General features: G+C 38.5%; 13 protein-coding genes. 3 read left to right on the top strand and 10 right to left on the bottom strand.

The genetic code is table 11. The annotated features are described in order from the left end of the window. Positions 1-14: 14 nt before the first annotated feature. The 6 genes from BLR60_RS20830 to BLR60_RS20855 form a co-directional block, all read right to left on the bottom strand. Positions 15-1,106 (bottom strand): DUF5007 domain-containing protein, encoded by a 1,092-nt coding sequence (locus BLR60_RS20830; protein WP_244155717.1) that lies wholly within the window; start codon positions 1,104-1,106, stop codon positions 15-17. Positions 1,107-1,142: 36 nt separating this feature from the next. Then, the gene (locus tag BLR60_RS20835) at positions 1,143-2,252 is read right to left on the bottom strand and encodes a discoidin domain-containing protein (protein ID WP_090503566.1); all 1,110 of its coding nucleotides are present in this window, start codon (positions 2,250-2,252) and stop codon (positions 1,143-1,145) included. Between the two features lie 11 nt (positions 2,253-2,263). Further along, positions 2,264-3,781, bottom strand: a complete 1,518-nt coding sequence (locus BLR60_RS20840) for a RagB/SusD family nutrient uptake outer membrane protein (protein ID WP_244155718.1) — start codon at positions 3,779-3,781, stop codon at positions 2,264-2,266. 34 nt (positions 3,782-3,815) lie between these two features. After that, on the bottom strand, positions 3,816-6,830 hold the full coding sequence (locus tag BLR60_RS20845; protein WP_090503482.1) for a SusC/RagA family TonB-linked outer membrane protein: 3,015 nt from the start codon (positions 6,828-6,830) through the stop codon (positions 3,816-3,818). A gap of 531 nt (positions 6,831-7,361) precedes the next feature. Continuing rightward, positions 7,362-8,897 carry a SulP family inorganic anion transporter gene (locus BLR60_RS20850; protein ID WP_090503484.1) on the bottom strand — a complete coding sequence of 512 codons (1,536 nt, stop codon included), beginning with the start codon at positions 8,895-8,897 and terminating at the stop codon, positions 7,362-7,364. Positions 8,898-9,106: 209 nt separating this feature from the next. Beyond that, complete coding sequence (locus BLR60_RS20855) at positions 9,107-10,165, bottom strand: SDR family oxidoreductase (RefSeq protein ID WP_090503487.1); 1,059 nt, start codon at positions 10,163-10,165, stop codon at positions 9,107-9,109. Positions 10,166-10,252: 87 nt separating this feature from the next. Between BLR60_RS20855 and BLR60_RS20860 the strand changes: the two genes are divergently transcribed. Next, positions 10,253-11,041 (top strand): AraC family transcriptional regulator, encoded by a 789-nt coding sequence (locus BLR60_RS20860; RefSeq protein WP_167354797.1) that lies wholly within the window; start codon positions 10,253-10,255, stop codon positions 11,039-11,041. Between the two features lie 198 nt (positions 11,042-11,239). Next, positions 11,240-11,857: a hypothetical protein gene (locus tag BLR60_RS20865; protein ID WP_090503492.1), complete on the top strand. Its 618-nt coding sequence runs from the start codon at positions 11,240-11,242 to the stop codon at positions 11,855-11,857. Positions 11,858-12,081: 224 nt separating this feature from the next. Here BLR60_RS20865 and BLR60_RS20870 read toward each other — a convergent pair whose 3' ends face one another. Next, positions 12,082-13,236, bottom strand: a complete 1,155-nt coding sequence (locus BLR60_RS20870) for an aspartyl protease family protein (protein ID WP_090503495.1) — start codon at positions 13,234-13,236, stop codon at positions 12,082-12,084. Positions 13,237-13,492: 256 nt separating this feature from the next. Between BLR60_RS20870 and BLR60_RS20875 the strand changes: the two genes are divergently transcribed. Further along, a complete protein-coding gene (locus BLR60_RS20875) occupies positions 13,493-13,906 on the top strand; it encodes a VOC family protein (protein WP_090503497.1) in 414 nt (137 codons plus the stop codon). Positions 13,907-14,525: 619 nt separating this feature from the next. Here the strand turns inward: BLR60_RS20875 and BLR60_RS20880 are convergent. The 3 genes from BLR60_RS20880 to BLR60_RS20890 all read right to left on the bottom strand — a co-directional run bounded on the left by BLR60_RS20880 (position 14,526) and on the right by BLR60_RS20890 (position 18,634). After that, positions 14,526-15,269 (bottom strand): phosphatase PAP2 family protein, encoded by a 744-nt coding sequence (locus BLR60_RS20880; RefSeq protein WP_090503500.1) that lies wholly within the window; start codon positions 15,267-15,269, stop codon positions 14,526-14,528. A gap of 136 nt (positions 15,270-15,405) precedes the next feature. Next, complete coding sequence (locus BLR60_RS20885; RefSeq protein WP_090503502.1) at positions 15,406-16,227, bottom strand: DUF4249 domain-containing protein; 822 nt, start codon at positions 16,225-16,227, stop codon at positions 15,406-15,408. A 31-nt stretch (positions 16,228-16,258) separates the two neighbouring features. Beyond that, positions 16,259-18,634, bottom strand: a complete 2,376-nt coding sequence (locus BLR60_RS20890) for a TonB-dependent receptor (protein WP_090503505.1) — start codon at positions 18,632-18,634, stop codon at positions 16,259-16,261. Positions 18,635-18,899 lie beyond the last annotated feature (265 nt).

Here is an 18,899-nt window from a genome sequence, read left to right on the forward strand (position 1 = left end):
ACTTTATTGATCAACTATTCGTTAGCAAATTTTGGGTTCTCATTTTTGAAATGAAAGACGATTTCCCAGTCGCCGGCCTTGTAAATAGCGAAATCGACACCGAAACTGCCCACGGTACGTGTACCCCCAAAACCAAGCCTGGAGTAACTCAGCTCTGCTTTTGCCCTCGATCCGCCCCTGGCGTAAGAGGTAGGGATTTCTACCAATGGAATAGGATAAGCAACATCATATTGAACATACTTGTCGGTTTTTTGGATATTGAAACCATGGATCATTTTATCCCAAACTGTTTCATTGAAAAACTTCGGATCAATCGGTAAAGAATCTGTGCCCAAAACTACAATGCGTAACGAATGTCCATTACCGCCTGAAGTTAGCGGACGGATATATACAACTGCATCCTTTTTTTCATTGTTGCTCACTAGGTTTAAACTTGAAGTTGCACCAATTACATTATTTAGATAAGGGCGGATGTAATCTCTGCGTTTTTGATCGAACGGAAAGTTAGGATCAGGAGCAGGCAAACCGGTATAGGCATTAAAATCATTCGATGGCTCGTACGGGCGCTCTCTGAAAGGCCTGATCTGAAAATCTCTGATCAGACGCTCGCCACCCGTATTTTTAACTTTTACATCAAAAAAGCGGGTATCCTGAGAAAAGTTGGTACTATCAGTAGGGCGCGGTTTTAATATCTGGTTAGTTGCAGATGGCCATAAGATGAACTCACCTGATGAACGTATTTCGAATATGGGATGCGTTTCGATTTTTCTTTTAGCCTCAATTTCAGCCAGACTTTTTTCCAAGCCGGTATAAGGTGCTGTCCATACATAAGTTGGTGCTGTGGTAAAAAGATCGCTCACTGGCTTTCCATCACCAAACCTCACGTTTACAATTTCGAACGTGATCGGATTGGTTGAATTATCACTGTTAAAGCCACCAATAAGGTTAGTTCTACCGATTATAGGCTCCAGAATTTTATTACTAAAATTCACGTTGTTGCTCATATAATCTTTCTCATCAGGTAAATCGAAAATCTTTTTACAGCTGCTAAAAAGGGTTACAGTAAGTAAAAGGAGCGCAAAATATTTATATATGATCAATTTCATCGGGCTATTTATTTTAATGTTTTTATTTCCCATCACTTATTTCGATTTGTTTATGGTAAACTCAGCCAGCTGGAAGGTGCCGCTATTTCTAAGCTCGGTAATCACAATGCGGTAAAATTTGTAGGCAACCGTATTTGTACACCTAAATACCTTTTGCTGATATCTTTCCTCAAAGAAGAAGTTAGACCTTCTATCCAGTTCTACCCAGTTAGTGCCATCCATTGAACCTTCGTAAGTCCACGCCTTTGGATCTCTCTCGTTGGCATCATTAGCAGATGTTAGGGTATATACCGATGAAACAGCAGGTGTTTTAAGTTCAAACCTCATCCATAGTTCGCCCTGGAGGTCGGCCAGGAATTTAGTATGATCATCACCATCGATTACTTTTCTCGAATTTTCCCCACTGGTTATCCCTCCACCGTTTTCGCGGTTTGACGAAAATATACCGCCGATTTCGAGGTAAAGGTTTGGTGGTGGTGGTACAAATGTTAACCGCGTAACGAATTCATTAAAGCCAAATATGTGATCGGCGCTGATTACATGCACAATACCATTCTTTGTTCTAATGTTATTTGATGATGTGGTACTGGTTGCCCAGTTGCGAATAAATTTGCTTTTTTTGGTATTATCGAAATTAATAACCTCCGGTCCGGCACCAACTTGCCCAGAAGCCGATATTTTGGTTACACTTGCATGCATGGGATAACCCACACGTACACTTTTTAAGTCTAAACCATCCTGAAGTTTTAATGAATCGGTTGTATTTTTACCTCTTATAATGTAGTACGAGGTCATGGTATCTAACTGAACAGCATCAATGTTGGCCAAAAAAAGTGGATCCTTATCAGATAGTTTCCTCAAGGTATTTAAGTTCCGCAAAGCCAGTTGAAAGCTTGGATTACTTACTGCAAACAGGGTAACATTACTATCGGTTAATGTTTTTTTCAAACCCATTCTGTCAATCGCTACAATAAGCGAATCGAAAACACCCGGTTTGCTTTTCAGGTACTCGTAAGTATTGCCAGAAAAAGTTACATTCTGATCTGGTGCATCATAAAACCCTCCATTTTTTTTGCAGGCCAGGTTAATGAGTGTTAGCAGCGATAAGATTGCCAATGCACCTATATATTTTATTGAATTTTTCATATCCGTGATCATTAGCGCCAGTAAGCATTTTGGGTTAATAAACTGTTTTGGGAAAGGAGTTTTCTGGATATCGGCCAGTAAATTCCGCCAGAATTAATGAGATTCATAAATTTGGCGTCGTTCTGTTTGATCTTATTATAGCGGATCAAATCATACCATCTGGAACCTTCGCCTAAGAGTTCGCGATGGCGCTCCTCAAAGATTAGTTTTATAATATCGTCCTGAGTCAGATTGAAAGAGAACGTGGTACCTTCTTCAAACCTTCTTGCCTGAACACTTACCAATTCACTTAGCGCCCCATTTTGATCACCTAATACGGATAGTGCTTCAGCACGCAGCAAAACGATATCTTCTAAGCGGGTAAAAACCAGTGCACTGGTAAAATACCTGAAGTTAGGATCTGTTCCGCCACCCTGAATTACTTTGATTTTGCTAAAAATCGGATACTTACCATTAATGTTGGTAAAATATCTTCCATCGTATTTGGCCTGCCCTAAGGTATCAACCGCAAACCTTTGATCTTTTGGAAGATTAAAATATTTCAGGATCGAATCTTTTGGCAGGTAAATATCCGGAACCGACTTGGTCATCACCGGCTCGGCCAAAGTCAACTCTTCAATATGTCCGGTTGATGAACCATCCACATGGCCATAATCGGAATTGAAACCGAACATTTGTCTGGTATTTTTATTATAGAAAAACCCATTTGAGTTTGATAAATCAGCACTTCCCGTAAAACCGCCGGCGCTTCTGCCATAATTATCTTCAACAAATTTGGCATATTTAGAAACATTGGTATAATCGCCATTCCAGGCTGCCAAGTGAGCCAAGACTGCGTATACCGTAACTTTTGTGGCTAAAGCACCGCCCCATCTTCCTGAAGTTTCATTATAATAATCAGTTGGCTGCTGCACATCGCCACCGCTGTAGATAAATGGAAGATCAGCTGCTGCCTTTAGCATTTCCTGTTCGGCCCAAGCTAAAATCCTTCCCTGGCTTTCGCGGGCTTTATTGGTAAATTTACCTTCATCTGATGAGGTAATGAACGGTACATCGCCCCAGATTCTCACCATGTAGAAATAAGCAAAAGCCCTTAAAAATCTGGCTTGAGCAATATCTACCGTCATGTTATTGCTTGTGTACCGCTTATCTGTTTCTTTTACATGCCCAACATTTTCCAGGAAAACATTGGCACCATTTACAATGGCGTAAAACCTTGTCCAATCAGATAGGGCCTCCATTACAGGATATGCGGCATTTAAATTATTGCCGATTACCGCCTTTAAATCCTGTCTTTTCGGACTTAAAAACTCTCCCGTTCTTACATCACCATAAATCCAGTGACCATTGTTATCTGATAATGCAGCCCGGGTTAAAGCATATACACCCAAAATTCCAGATCGGGCATCCTCCACAGTATTCCAGGCATTTTTTTCCCCTACAACCCTGGTAGAATCGGTTTCTAACGCTTTATTACAGCCTGAAAAGGCTATTACAGCAACCAGTAGTGTGTAAAATATATTTTTCATCTCACTTGATGTTTTGTTCGTTCTTGTTTTCATCTTATAGCTCCATTTTAACACCCAGGGTATACGTTCTCGGAATAGGTTGGCCATAACCGGTATCAACGCCATCGTAGCTAACCAGTTCGGGATCCTGACCAGTATAAGGCGTAATGGTAAAAATGTTGCTCACGGCACCGTACACGAAGAATTTGTTGATTTTGATATTTTTCTTATTGAGTAAATTGCCGAGTTCATAACCCAATGAAACCTGTCTTAATTTTAAGAATGAAGCATTCTCCAGGAAGAGGTCCTGATCTGCACGATATGGGATTACGGTGCTCCAAGGATTATAAAGCGGATATTTTGAGTAATCACCACGTTTCTCCCAGAAAGTAATTTCTTTCACAGAATTGATATCAGTGTTACCTTCGCGGTTAACAAAATCAAAACGGTTAGCCATCTCCTGGTTGATGAGCTTTCTTCCTAAATTAAAGTAGAAACTTGTACCTAAACTCCAATTGCCATATTTAAAGTTGTTATCAAAACCACCTGAAAGGGTTGGTAAAGAGTGACCTTTTAATACTTTATCATTATCATCGATGGTGTTATCTCCGTTTTGGTCTTTCCAGCGTGGGTCGCCAGCCTTTAAAACAATTCCTTTATATTTTAACTTTTGTCCATTAACGGTTGGTACATCTGCATCCGAAGTATAAATACCATTATTCTCCAGTAACCAATATTGATCTACCGGTTGCCCAACTTTCAAAAACCTGTTGCTTACCACCAACTGATCCAATCCTCTAGGCAATGCTTTTAGTTCGTTAGCGTTGTGATTAAAGTTTACGGCCGAATTCCAGGAGAATTTACTCTTTGCGATAACCTGGGCACTCACAGTAAAATCAATTCCCATGTTGTTTACAGACATGCCACTTTCTATGGCTTGTTTATAACCATATTCTGCATAAGCAGGGATTCCAATTAATTGGTTTTTATCGGTTTTACTGTAAAGATCAACTGAAACGTGAAGACGGTTTTTTAACATGGCCACATCAGCACCAATATTGAATTGATCTGAGTAAGACCACGGCACACCGTAACCTACCCAACCAAACTGGTAAGGACGGGTTAATACCCCGAAGGCGTTGTATCCTGGCACGGTTAAGTTACCTGTATAGCCAACTGACGCGGTATATTGTGGGCCTTGGGTATAATTATCGTAACTAAAGGTACGCCCCATTCTACCCACACTTGCACGCAATACCAAATCATCAACCAAGCTGTTACTTTTCAAAAATTCGTTTTTGAGATTCCAGGCGGCAGAAATGGTTGGCGAATAAAACCAACGGCTTGTGGGTTGTGCGTTTGAAGAACCATCTAAACGTAATATGGCTGATAAGAAGTATTTATCGCTAAACGAATAATCGGCTTTTCCATAAAAAGACAATAAGTTATCTTCTGTTTTATCTAAAAACCGGTAAGTTAATTCTCTAGGAAAGGCTACTGGTGTTAAATAACCACCGTTATCCGTACCATCGTCATTTTTAGGTTTAGAATCAAGCAAATTGATTTTAATATAATCGTTAACACCTTTATAAGCGTAGGCGTTACTGTATTTATAAATATCCCACTGCATGGATTGCCCTAAAGCAAAATGAAAATCGTGAACCTTATTCAGGTTTAAATCGTAAGTTACCTTGTTATCCATCATTAATCTTTGGCTAAAGCCATAATAGTTGGATGCATAACTATTCCCTTGCAAAAGCGTTCTGGCGTAGAATACATCTCTATAGCCTTCGCTGTAATCGGCATTAAAAGATGACACCACCTTAAACTGGCCAAAAATCCCTTCTAATTTGGCATACCCCTGAATGGAGTTTGTTTTGTTATCATCAAAACCTTTTTTGTACTGTTGCAGGTACGAACCATAGAAATCTTTATTAGGAGGGAGCGGCGCACTTAAATCAGGAAAATAATTAAGCTGTGCAAATCGGTCGCGCAGGGTCTTATTCCTATCGCGGTTTAATCGGTTCGCATTAATCATAGTTGAAAACAGCAACCATTTGGTGGGCTTCATATTGATATTAAAAGTGGCGCTATAACGGTCGATACCCGTTTCATCAGCTACACCCTCACTTTTGGTATTACCCAAAGCAAACCTAAAGTTTGCCCTATCGGTACCGCCAGCAAGTGAAAAATTAATGCCATATACCAGCGCATTTTTATAGTATAAATCAGTCCAGTCTGATTTTCCGCTATATACATTATTAAGCGAATCGCTTAAATATACCGGATACTCTTCATCATCAGAATACCTGCCATTTGTAGTATACACATCATAAAAGCGCTGTCTGAAACTATTTTCATACTTACCATTGATGGTATTTACGAATGGTTTTTGCACCATACCGATATACGAATTGAAAGATATAGCGCGATATCTGCCAACTGCTGTTTTTGAGGTTAAAACAATTACCCCGTTTACACCTCTTGGCCCGTAAACTGACGTGGAAGCTAAATCTTTAAGCACCTCTACCGACGCAATATTATTCATATCGATACCGGCGAGTAAATTAGTAGCCGGACCAATCCTATTAAAATCGAATTGCTGTATATCAAAAGCAAAAGGATGCTCCCGTACCAAAGGAATCCCATCTAGAACCACCAGCGGCTGAGCATCGTACAAATCTTTTTTAGATAATAGTGGCATGGCAGCCCCTCTGATAAACATGTTCTGCATAGAACCGGGTTCGCCTGAAGGCTCCTGAACATACAGGCCAGCAAAATTACCCTTTAAATTTTGCTGCAATGAAATGGCCGGAAAGAGTGCCAGATCCCTGGTGTCTTTTTGTATACCTCCAGATAACTTGTTGTAAAGTGTTTTTTTCCTGATCTGTTCAAGACTATCTTTTTGTAAGGAGTCTTTTAACGATACGATCTTTATTCTCGTTGTATCCTGAAAGATCAAATAATTAATTGTAAGGCCTTTATGATTTTTTTTGCCCGCAGCATAATTCGGTAAAACGTTTAACGTAAACGCCGCAAAAAAAGCAAGGCACGCCCATAAGTATCGCATAGTTAATGGATCTTTTAATTGGTAAAAAAATGATTGCTAAAACTTAGTTTTTCGGAAACGGCAAGACATGTCTTAGGTTAAAAGGACAGGTACTTTGGCAGTAGTAGTTAGGGATTCTCATAAAATTTAGTTATTTGGTTAATTCAAATATATAATATGCTAAAACGTTTTAATAACGAATTGTCATTTTTATGAAATTTTTATTAAATGGCGCAATAATATTTAATTCTAATAAAATAATTGTCAGATAGACAGGTAAAAAAATAAATATTGTCAGGATACTTTATAAAAGTAACATCTTATAAAACAGGCAGTAAGGATATTTTTAGCCAATAGACACAATAAATGAAACATTTTTTTGTTGCCAATTCTCAAAACACTGAAACGTTTTAGTATAAACGGGCAATTTGAAGAAAACAATGAAGCCCAGACGTAAATTAACGTTCAGGCATTAACCAAGCCTATTATTGGAAGCTAAAATCGGCAGGATCCTAAAGGTAGCTTATGATATAAAACGAAAAGTTAAATCAGTTACTTTTCCGTAGCCACCTGGTAAGTAGGATCTTCGATAATGTTTACGTCTATAATCTGATCGGCATTTTTCAGTAAGCGTTTACAGTCGCTACTTAAATGTTTTAATTGAAGTTTTTTATCCAACAAACGGTAGCGTTCGGTTAGTTTATTTAGCGCATCAATACCCGACATATCAAAAACACGGCTATGCTTAAAATCAATGATAATATGCTGCGGATCGTGTGCCACAGCAAACAGCTCATTAAAATGAGCAACTGATCCAAAAAACAAGGGACCAAATATTTCATAAGTTTTTACACCACTGGCATCCGTATATTCATCGGCACGTATCCGTTTAGCACTTTCCCAGGCAAACACAAGTGCCGAAATAATTACTCCTATTAATACAGCCAATGCCAGATTATGCAGCCAAACGGTAATTACAGCCACCAGGATACCAATGAAAATATCCTGCCTTGGCATTTTATTAATCACTTTAAAGCTCATCCATTCAAAAGTGCCAATCGCTACCATCATCATTACACCAACCAAAGCAGCCATCGGTACACGGTCGATTACCGGAGCACCAACCAATATGATAACCAGTATGGTTAAGGCTGCAATAATGCCCGATAACCTTGCCCTCGCACCTGCTGAGAGATTAACGAGTGTTTGCGCAATCATCGGACAACCACCCATGCCCGTAAAAAAACCGTTTGTAATGTTGGCAATACCTTGTGCAATACTTTCTCGGTTCCCATTGCCTTTAGTTGCCGTCATTTCATCAACCAGATTCAAAGTAAGCAGGCCTTCTGTTAAGCCCACACCAGCCATAATGAGCGAATAAGGGAAAATGATCTTGAGCATATCCAGATTTAACGGAACCTTTGGAATGTGAAAGGGTGGAAAACCACCATTTACCGAAGCAATATCCTTAACCAGTTTGGTATCAATCCCAAAACCTAAAACGACAAGGAAAACTAAAATAATAGCCACCAGTGAGGACGGAATAGCTTTGGTAATTTTTGGGAGAATAATTACTATGGCAATGGTGAGCAATACCAAAGCCAGCATAATATATAAAGGCATACCACTTAACCATTCTACCCTGCCGTTAACAAGGGTTTGGAACTGTGTTAACTGCGACATAAAAATAATAACTGCTAAACCGTTAACAAAACCAAACATTACGGGCTGCGGAACCAGCCTTACAAATTTACCAAGTTTAAACAACCCAACCATAATTTGAATTAGCCCTGCCAAAGCCACAGCAGCAAAAACATATTCTATGCCCTGGCTTTTCATTAATGCAATTAGCACTATTACGGTTGCACCTGCCCCACCAGATACCAAGCCTGGCCTACCGCCTAAAACAGCAGTAACCAAGCCCATAATAAAGGCAGCGTACAAACCTGTTAACGGAGGAAAACCTGCAAGAATAGCAAACGAAAGTGATTCGGGGATCATGGTCATGGCTACCGTTAAGCCTGCCAGAATTTCGGTTCGGTAATTGATCTTCTTTGAAAAATCGAAAAGTTGCAGGTAGGGCTTCATTAGTTATGTTATTGGAAGCTGCAAATATCTAAATTATTGGCATATTAATTCTTTATAAAAACAGATGCTGAATTAATTCCGACAACAGCCTAACACATAATACCAATAAACGTACTGCTATTATTTACCACTGCCACATGTTTTTTCAAAAGGATACTAAAATACGAAAGAAAAATGCATCCGTTCCGGTAGCAAAAGATATAGATGAATTAGTTTGGAATAACCCTTTTGCTTTTAAGTTCATCAAACAGATCAAAAAACATTTTCTCAGTATCGATATACTCATGAAAGCCCATTTGCCTGGCTTTAGTACCATCTGAAAAGAAATCGTAGTCCCATGAAAAAACAAAGTCGCCAAAGGCCCACGAAGATACTTCTTCGTAACTGTGTTTAACAAGGTTATGTTTTTCCTGCAATTGTGTCCATATAGCCGATGTATCGGCCATAATGGTTTGCAAAGGCATTTGAAGCGGAGGGGCAATATCCATTTTAAAATAAGCTGCAATTTTAGGCCATAGGTCGTTCCAGCGGATCAGATCTCCATTGGTTATATTAAAGGCCTGATTGGCACCTGCGGGGTTAGTGGCGGCCCACACCGTAGCTTTAGCCAATAATCCGGCATCTGTAATATCTAAAAGTTTATCATAAGCACCCAATTTACCAGGAAAACGCAAAGGCAAACCCAGTTCTTTAGATATAGTGGCATAAACCGCAATTACGGAAATCAAATTCATTGGATTACCCAATGCCGTACCTGCAACTACCGATGGGCGAAGCGCAGACCAATTCCATTTTTTACCTTTCTGCTGTTTCTCCAGAAACTGTTGCTGATCTATATTAAATTCCGGGGGCATATGTCCACCGTCCGTTTCTTTTGCCGGCGTTTTAAAAGGACCGTAATGCGCACCGTACACTTTATAACCTTGCATTAAACTGATGTGCTGTAAGTCTTTTGCAATAGGTTCAATAGTGTTAACCACGTTTACAAGCATTGCCAAATTAGGCGGTACAAGTTCTGCCCACGTTGGTTTATCCTGATACGCGGCAAAAAAAACGTGTGTTACGCTGGTTAAAGGGCTTAATTGTATTTTACTGTCGTCTGCATTGAGCAGATCAACAGAAATGTACCTGGTTTTGTCCGTATTCTCCCCACCCCTACGCGATAAGCCGATAATATTCCAATCACTAAGGCTTTCTAAGTGGCGGATTAAATTGCTGCCAATTACACCATTTGCCCCTACAACCAATGCTATTTTACTTTTATTCATGTCTTTAATCTAAATTGATTTATGTAAAGATCCTGACAAACCGGAGATATGTTTTTGTAAAATAGTATGATACATTTGTATAAATCTATGATAAAGCGGTATGTCCAATTTCAGCCTATTGTTATTTCAGCATTTGAAATGAGCAAATGGCGCCACCCTGTACACCGGCATAACCATTATGAACTAATTTATATTGAAAGCGGATCTGGCCAGCACATCATAAATGAAATTCCAATCGATTATAAAGAAGGAAATCTTTTCTTAATTGGTCCGGAGGAGGAGCATCATTTTAAAATTGACCAGAAAACACAGTTCATTTACATCAAATTTACCGATATATACCTCCATCAAAAGGAAAATAGCCCCACTGGTTTACAACACCTGGAATACCTGATCAAAAGCCGTGAAACACATTTTCTAGGTTTCAACTTTACTGCCGATGATCAGTTGATTGTAGAGCATATCATTGCACTCATCCTAGCACTCAGCAAAAACACAATGCAAAATGAGGCTTTGATCTGGTCGCAGATCTTAATGCTTTCCGTTATTATGCAGCGTAATATGCCTGAAATTAAAAGCAGTGCAGAACGTTCAAAAAACATTCAAGCCATGTTCTGTTACCTGCACAAAAACATTTACCAGCCTAAAAATTTAAAAGCAAGTATAATGGCAGCACATTTTAAGCTTTCAGAAGATTATATTGGTCCTTACTTTAAAAGAAATACAGGCATAACCTTGCGCCGGTATATCCATGATTACCGTAAAAATTTAATCAGACAAAGGATAGAAAGCGGAAGATCTGGATTAAAACAAATTGCTGCAGAATTTGGCCTTGTTGATGAAAGCCATGTAAGTAAGCTTATGCGAATGGCCTGAGGCCTAACATGGTAAGCCTATTCTAAAATCAATGGAGAACAAATGTTTCAGTAAACTTTGGTGAATGAACATTTTTCCATTGGGCAAGTGAAAAAAGAGATCACGCAGAAAGATTGACAAAAAATGGTCAGTATAGTGTAGCGTCTACCATTATCATATCGTTTTACAGAAACAATTCATCTAAATCACAAAACCGCTATGAAAAACCTACTATTGCTATTAGTTACTGTTTTTACAATTGTTTCTTGTAAAAAATCAGAAAGATACGGTCCGCTAAACTTAAAAAACGGACAGGAAGTTGAACTGCTGGTCAGCCATCGTTATGGTGCAGATAATGATCTGCTATTAAAGCTACCTGGTAATGTAGATGCTGGCGCTTCGCTATCTGGTTTTGATGAGCGTGAACCTGGCTACACTTACCGTGTTAAAGCGAGGTTTAATCGCGATGAAGTGCCTTTACAGGATGGACCTGAATATTATTTTGTTTTCGAAAAGGTAATTAGCAAAGAGCAGTATAAAGGAAGTGAATCTTTTATTGTGCAGCTCATCACCAATTACGTTGTTGGCGGGCCAAATATCAGGCTCAGCAAAACAGGAAACGATTATTATATGATTCCAGATAAGTTACAGCTCACTTATGCCAACAGTACCGTTCAGAACGAGTTGGAGGAAATCTGGCTGAACGCACAGGAAATCCGTGCAAACTGGCAAAATGGACAACGTCCTAAATGGAAAGCCATTAAAGCTACGGTAGTACACGATCCGCAGAAATTTGGAAAGGCCTATCTGGTGCAGCAAATACAGTTTATTGATTAATGAGAGTATGGGGCTGAGGTAAAAGGGATCATTTAGGATGGACATAAAGCCTGCATCCATCCCCTTCACCCAATGCAATTTAACCACAGATAAAAAAGGGTGCACACAGATATAATAATCCGTGTAAATCTGTGGTCAAAACCTTAACTTCAGTCGAGAGGACGACCCTAACTCTACGTGCTTTGCATCTTCCCTTAGCGGTCTTTCCGGTAAAACAAATGAGATTAGCTCTTTTGATCTGCATAGGCAACATCGTAAAGATGATTGGGCTTCAAATAGATCACATTATTTTGAAAATCAAAAACGGTATTAAATCTTTTCAATATATCGGTTCCAAGGTAATGAACGTTAATACCTGGCATGGGTTTATTTTGTTCCATCACCTGAGCCGGTACATTTTTGAGTTCAAAACCGCCGATTTTTAAACTTTGAAGTTTTACCGTAGTTACCGGCACTTCATTACCTTTTACCCCATGCATCATTACCTTATTGATCACTTCCATTTTTTCAGTTGGAAACTTCATTTCACGCAGCAAATCTTTATCCAGCATAGCCGTACGCTGGTAGCCTAAATCGAACATAAACAGGCTTTTATTTTTGGTTCCGCTTTGCGACATTTCACTTTCTATAAAAGGTTTATTTTTAATATAAGTGAGCTTAAACCTGGTATATTGTTTACCCTGTAAAATCTCTTTTGGCATGACAGAATGCACCATCATTTTATTTTGATCATAATCCAGCACTACAATCATACCATCAAATATATCCCAGCCTAACAAACCATCTGTTTCATTCCCTGCCAATTCTATATCATAAATTTTGCTTTTGTAAGTATGGTTTCCAATTTTGACATCATAATCGGTATCGTAAAGCCTGGGCTTCGATTTCACTTTTGTGGCCAGTGCAGCGTTAGTAAAGTCTATGTCATTTGCACCTGAATCAAAATTCATCAACAGCGAATCTGTGCCATTGAAAACGATAGGTAAGAAATTCGTATTGTATTTGTTCACAAAAAAAGGTATCGTGTCATGAATTTCGGGCGATACTTTACTGAAGTTTTTGAGCATCGGGGCAACGATTTGGGTAAGGCAAGAATCTTTCCCGTTTAATAAAACTATAAATTCCTTTTTTTGCCCCGGGCTGATGTTGAAAACAATTGAATCAATATCTGTTTTGAATTTTACCGTTTTAGACTTCGTAAACTTACCAGTAGTAAAAACGTCAAGTTTCACTTTAGGATTAATATACCAGCGTGATATTGCATGATGCTCTTCATAAATTTTTGCCTGACCAGCGCTTGCCTTTACCACTGGCAGTTTGTTCTGAGCGAAGACAGAAATGTTAAGCAGGAGGGTTAAAACAGGCAATATTCGTTTCATGAGCGATAAATGAATTTAGATTTTAGACTTACAGTGAATTATTGATGGCTGCCATCGATACTAAATATAAAAAGAATTGCTAAACTTTGTAATTTTCCATGCATTTAAGTTTGGAGCAACGATAAACCATCTTGAGTTGTTTAAATGATTAGCATCCTACATTTCAGTCGCGTTTAACCCCTTAACTTGTCGTTTTTGCACACGAACATCTTTAAGCAACGGTAGTATCTTTGGATAACTAAATAAGAAAACAATTATGGCAACTCAAATTTTTGTAAACCTGGCTGTTAACGATCTTGACCGATCTATAGCATTTTTCACCAAACTCGGTTATACTTTTAACGCGCAATTTACCAACGAAAAAGCAACCTGTATGATCATCAGCGATACGATTTACGTGATGCTGCTCACCAGAACTTTTTTCCAAACCTTTACCGAAAAAGAAATTATAGATGCCCACAAAGCCATAGAAACCTCTCTTGCCATATCAGCCGATAGTAAAGAGGCGGTTAACGAAATGGTAGATAAAGCGGTAGCTGCCGGTGCCACTATACCTAATCCGGCTACTGATTACGGATTTATGTACCAGCACAGTTTTGATGACCTTGATGGCCACCATTGGGAATATGTATGGATGGACCCGAACGGCATGCCTCAACAGCAAGAGTAATTTAGATGTGACTTTAAGAGCCTATTTAATTTTTATTACAAAATAGCCTTTGCTGTCACACCGAGGGTTAATTAATTGTTTAAAATCAATATGAGGGACATATAATTGTCTTCTCTTGTCCCAGGGACGCGGTCCTGCCTCGGCTCGCCGCCGCCCAAGGGCTCTTTCTTTTTGGCATCAAAAAGACCAGCGAAGCTAGCCTGGATTTCGATTTCTTGTGATGGATATTCGCGCTATTTTTGCGTTTTTGGAAGAATCGTATTATCGATTCGACGTTATTCTCTTCCAATAATTAACAGTCCAAATGCTGCAAGGTATCGACTAGCCTTTGTTTACCACCTTAACTTAAGTGGTGAGCATGCCGTTAGACAGGCAAAAAGTGGAAATAGGAATTAGCAAGTTTGGCAAGCTGCATTTCCACTATTCGCACCTCATCTTTCCCTTCTCGAAGCAAATTGTAGCCTTATTATCGAAATTAGCTTCTTTTGGTAAGAAACAAGATTGAATTAAAATTCATGTTGAAGCTTTTTCAGTATATCAATTATTTCCACAAAGTACATTATTATTGCACGATTTAATTTTTTGCTTGATATTTGAGTTTAGGTTTTGTACTGTCTTTTCAGAATGTCATTGATAATCCTACCCCATATGCCCCTTGATTATAAAAAGGCATGATGGTTCCGTTTATTTTATCATTGAAAATCGTTTTCTTAATTAATGGGTGAATCCAATAAGCAATTTTGGTACTTAAAATTCCGATTCCCGCGCCTGCTGCAACATCCGTAAGCCAATGCTTTTCGTTGGACATCCTAAAAAGTCCTGTGCCGGCTGCGACCAGGTAGCCGGTAACACCATACCAATCCGATACATCTTTATATTCCTGATATAGAAATTCGGCACCCATAAAAGCCGTAGCGGTATGTCCAGATGGAAATGACCTTATGTCTGCGCCATCCGGCCTGGTAACTTTTGAAGTTTTTTTTATGATGTTTACAGAACCACCCATTAGGAGATATGCCGTTGCTAAAACGATAGTCCTATCTTTAAAATTGTTTTTTCCTTGTATGCCTAACGCATTTAGTGCATAAACAGATAAAAGCGGGCTATATTGAGCATAATCGTCCCAGTTTACTTTCTTATCATCATGGTCCCTGAATTCATTTTTTGTACTCCTGTTGATGTCCTTTAAAGCAGGGCTTACAAGACCAACAACTCCGTATCCGATTAAAGCAGTTGGAATGATAAGCGATTTGTATTTGAACTGAATATTTTTATTGTTTATCGTTGAGTCAATTGAAACGCTTTGTCCGTTAACCTGTAAAACAGATAAAAATAGAAAAAGCACAATTATTATTTTATTCATTTAGTTTATTACAATTACAAAGAAAAATTTGTGTCTATTTGAACTATGGTATTGCTGAACTTCCTCCAAATATGATGTGAACGGAATTCTGGTCTGGCGAATAACACGTGATCTTTATTCCGCCCACAAAACTTGGTTACTTTATCTTATAGCTTTTAGTGTCTACTTCGGCCAGTCTGAAATAGCCTAAAGCGTAATGATTGCTATTGGTCTGATTGATAATATTACCGCGGACTGTACCTGGTGTTGTAGGAAAAGGATTGCCATCATTGCCAGTAGCTAATATTAATTTGAATAGGTAATTGTAATAGCTTTCTGAAATTCCGTACAGTTTAAAGTCTACCTGGTCCCCGGCTTTTAACTTTTCATGCGAAAAGGACTCCTGCATTAAATTGCCATTAGTGTGTTCATCATCTTCAACTTCAAGCTCGGGGAACGGCGAATACGGCTGACTAATACTGTTTAGATAAAAATTTGCCTGACTTGCATTATCCTTATAGGAAAAGGTTACTTCAATTTCATCGCCCATTTCACCTCCTTTGTTGTTCTGATCAATATTGTCTTCAATTTTTGGAACAGGGGTAAATGTTTCTGATGCAGTATAGGTTTCGCCGTTTAATACAATTTTTAAATTATAAGCCTGGCCGACAACGGGAAGGAAATTGTGACAAACATATTGCCCCGTTCCGGGAGTTTCTACAAAATTAAAGACCGTATTTGATGCATTTGTCACAGTAACTACTGCTCCCGAAACGCTCGGGAATTCGGAACTGTAATAACCTGTTGTTGTCGACAATATAATTTTTTGTTCATTTCCCGTTGTATTTTTAACCCAATCTATAGATGCATCTATAACCAATCTTGGCGATGCTGTTGTAAGAGGCACATTAATGGCTTTTTCGCATCCTGTCACAAACAGTGCAACGGATAGAATTATAATTTTTTGTAGTAGTTTCATTTTTATCTTTTTATAAATAGGTGAGTTGCACTTAAAATTTTACGTTGTAGGTTACACTAGGGACAATACCAAAAATGGATACTCTTCGTGTTTCACTTGTTCCAGTATCTTCATTCTGTCTGAAAGAATACGATGCTGCATTGTTTCTGTTGTAAAGATTATAGATGCTGAAATTCCATTCACCCTGCCATCCTCTTTTCTTGTCGGGTTTAGGCGTATAAGTTGCAGATACATCTATGCGGTGGTATGCAGCTAAAGAATTTTCATTTCTTACTCCGTAACTCACAACATTTACGCCCTGATACAGGTATTTTCCATCAGGAAATGTCGCTGCTTTTCCGCTCTGAAAGGTTAAAATAGCTCCAAATGACCATTTCGGACTTACGGCATAAGCGCCCGTAACAGATAAATTATGCCGTTTGTCATAATTTGCCCTGTACCATTCTCCGTTGTTTATACCCGATTCTTCTGCATTTCTACCCGGTGTCCTTTGTTGTGCCTTAGAAAGCGTATAGGAAACCCAGCCCGTCAGCTTTCCTGTATTCTTTTTCAACATCATTTCCAGACCATACGCTCTTCCTTCGCCGTTTAAAAGCACACTTTCTACAGCATCGATTCCCAATAAATCTGCTCCGTCAATGTAATCTGACTTGTTTTTCACTTTTTTATAGAATGTTTCAGTTTCCAAAGAATATTTACCGTCTTTAAAATTGTGAAAGTACCCCAGTGCTACCTGATCTAAAATTTCCGGTTTAAGGTATTGGTCAGAAGGCGCCCATATATCGAGCGGGCTTGCAGAAGCAGTATTGGAAATTAAATGAACATATTGGCTCATTCTGTTGTAACTAGCCTTAATGGACTGGTCATTGTTTAGCGAATAAGCTATTGCAAGTCTTGGTTCCAGGTTGTTAAAACTGGCTATCTTTTTATTTTTCGCATAGTTAATTGTTCCTGTTGGCCTAGCCTCTTCATACATATGAAGTTCCTTATTGTAAACAACCGGTTGATTGTTAGCATAGGTGTACACTTGCTGCGCACCTAATCTTTGAAAATTACTGTAGCGAAGTCCGTAATTCAGTGATAATTTTTCGGAAAGGTTTTGTTCGGCACTGATATAGGCGGCATTTTCAAAGGCATATTTTTTGGCCAACTGATCCGGATTGACAGCTGAACTCGCATTAAAAGGTCTGATTGTTCCAGGATTAAAATTGTAGTAAATTGAATTTATACCATAATTTAAAGTCAGGTTATTTGAAACATAATGTTTAAAATCATATTTAAAATTGTAATTTTTAACCTCTGCTTTCCAGTCAAGACCAGCAGATTTTACTTTAATCCTGTAGTCATAATCACTATAAATGGCAGATGCGTTGGAGAAAATCTTGTCTGAGAATATATGGTTCCACCTGAGGTTAAAAAGTTTGTTACCGTAGGTGTTTATGAAACTGTTATTAAAATTCAGATTGTCGTTGCCAAAGTACCCCGATACAAAAACATTGTTTTTATCGTTGAATTTGTAATTGAACTTAGTGTTCAAGTCATAGAAATAGGCTGAATTTGGTTCATTTGCCATTTTCAAAAAAAGATGCGCGTAAGAACCTCTACCCGCAACCACGAAAGAACTTTTATCTTTAACGATAGGACCTTCAACCAACAGCCGGCTTGAGACTAATCCGATCCCCGCATTAACATGATACTCTTTGTTGTTTCCTTCTTTTTGATAAATATCAAGTACTGAAGATATACGGCCTCCAAAATTTGCGGGGATTCCTCCTTTGTAAAGTTTTAAATCTTTGATTACATCTGAATTGAAAACAGAAAAGAATCCGAATAAATGCGAAGTATTATAAACAACGGCCTCATCAAGCAACACCAGATTTCCATCAACAGAGCCTCCCCTGACATTGAAGCCCGATGCGCCTTCCTGGGCATTGGTAACACCTGGAAGCTGTAAGATCGATTTTAAGACGTCTACTTCGCCCAGAACGGCCGGCATCTTTTTTATCGTTGCAATTGACAGTCTATTGGTACTCATTTCAGGTTTTCGGATATTTTCTTTTGCTGAATTGCTTTTAACTACGACTTCACCCAATGTTCTACTGTTTTCAGTCATACTAAAGTTCCTTTTTGTGTTTTCGGTCAGTGTAATCTTCTCTTCTATATGATCAAAACCAAGGTGGCTTATGATAATCGTATAAGTTCCTTTTGGTAATGTGGTCGTAAAAAATCCATAAGAATTGGTCGTAATGCTTATTTTCGATTCCGGAATGTAAATAGTCACGCCAATGAGTGTCTCGGTATTGGACTTGTTTGATATAGTCCCGCTGAGGGTAACTTTTTCCTGCGAATACGCATGGCCTGCAAGGGCAAAAAAGAGTGCTAGAAAGGATAGGATTCTACTTTTCATTTATTAATCTTTAGAGTTAAATGTTAAATACTTTTGGCTAAAGTATATTTTTGCTGAACCCGTATATTTTATATATACTAAATGCCTTACATTATATATTAAAGCTGCTTTTACATCTAGTAAAATAAATGCACACAAAGATTTTAGCTGCGAAGCGGGTTTTTAACTCATAGAAAAGGCTTACCACGTTAAATCTTATTTTGGTATATAATTCATGTGCTTTTGTATAGTAAAAATTTATATTTCTTGGGTATTGTTAATTTTG

The organism is Pedobacter terrae (genome assembly GCF_900100705.1).
GTDB lineage: Bacteria > Bacteroidota > Bacteroidia > Sphingobacteriales > Sphingobacteriaceae > Pedobacter > Pedobacter terrae.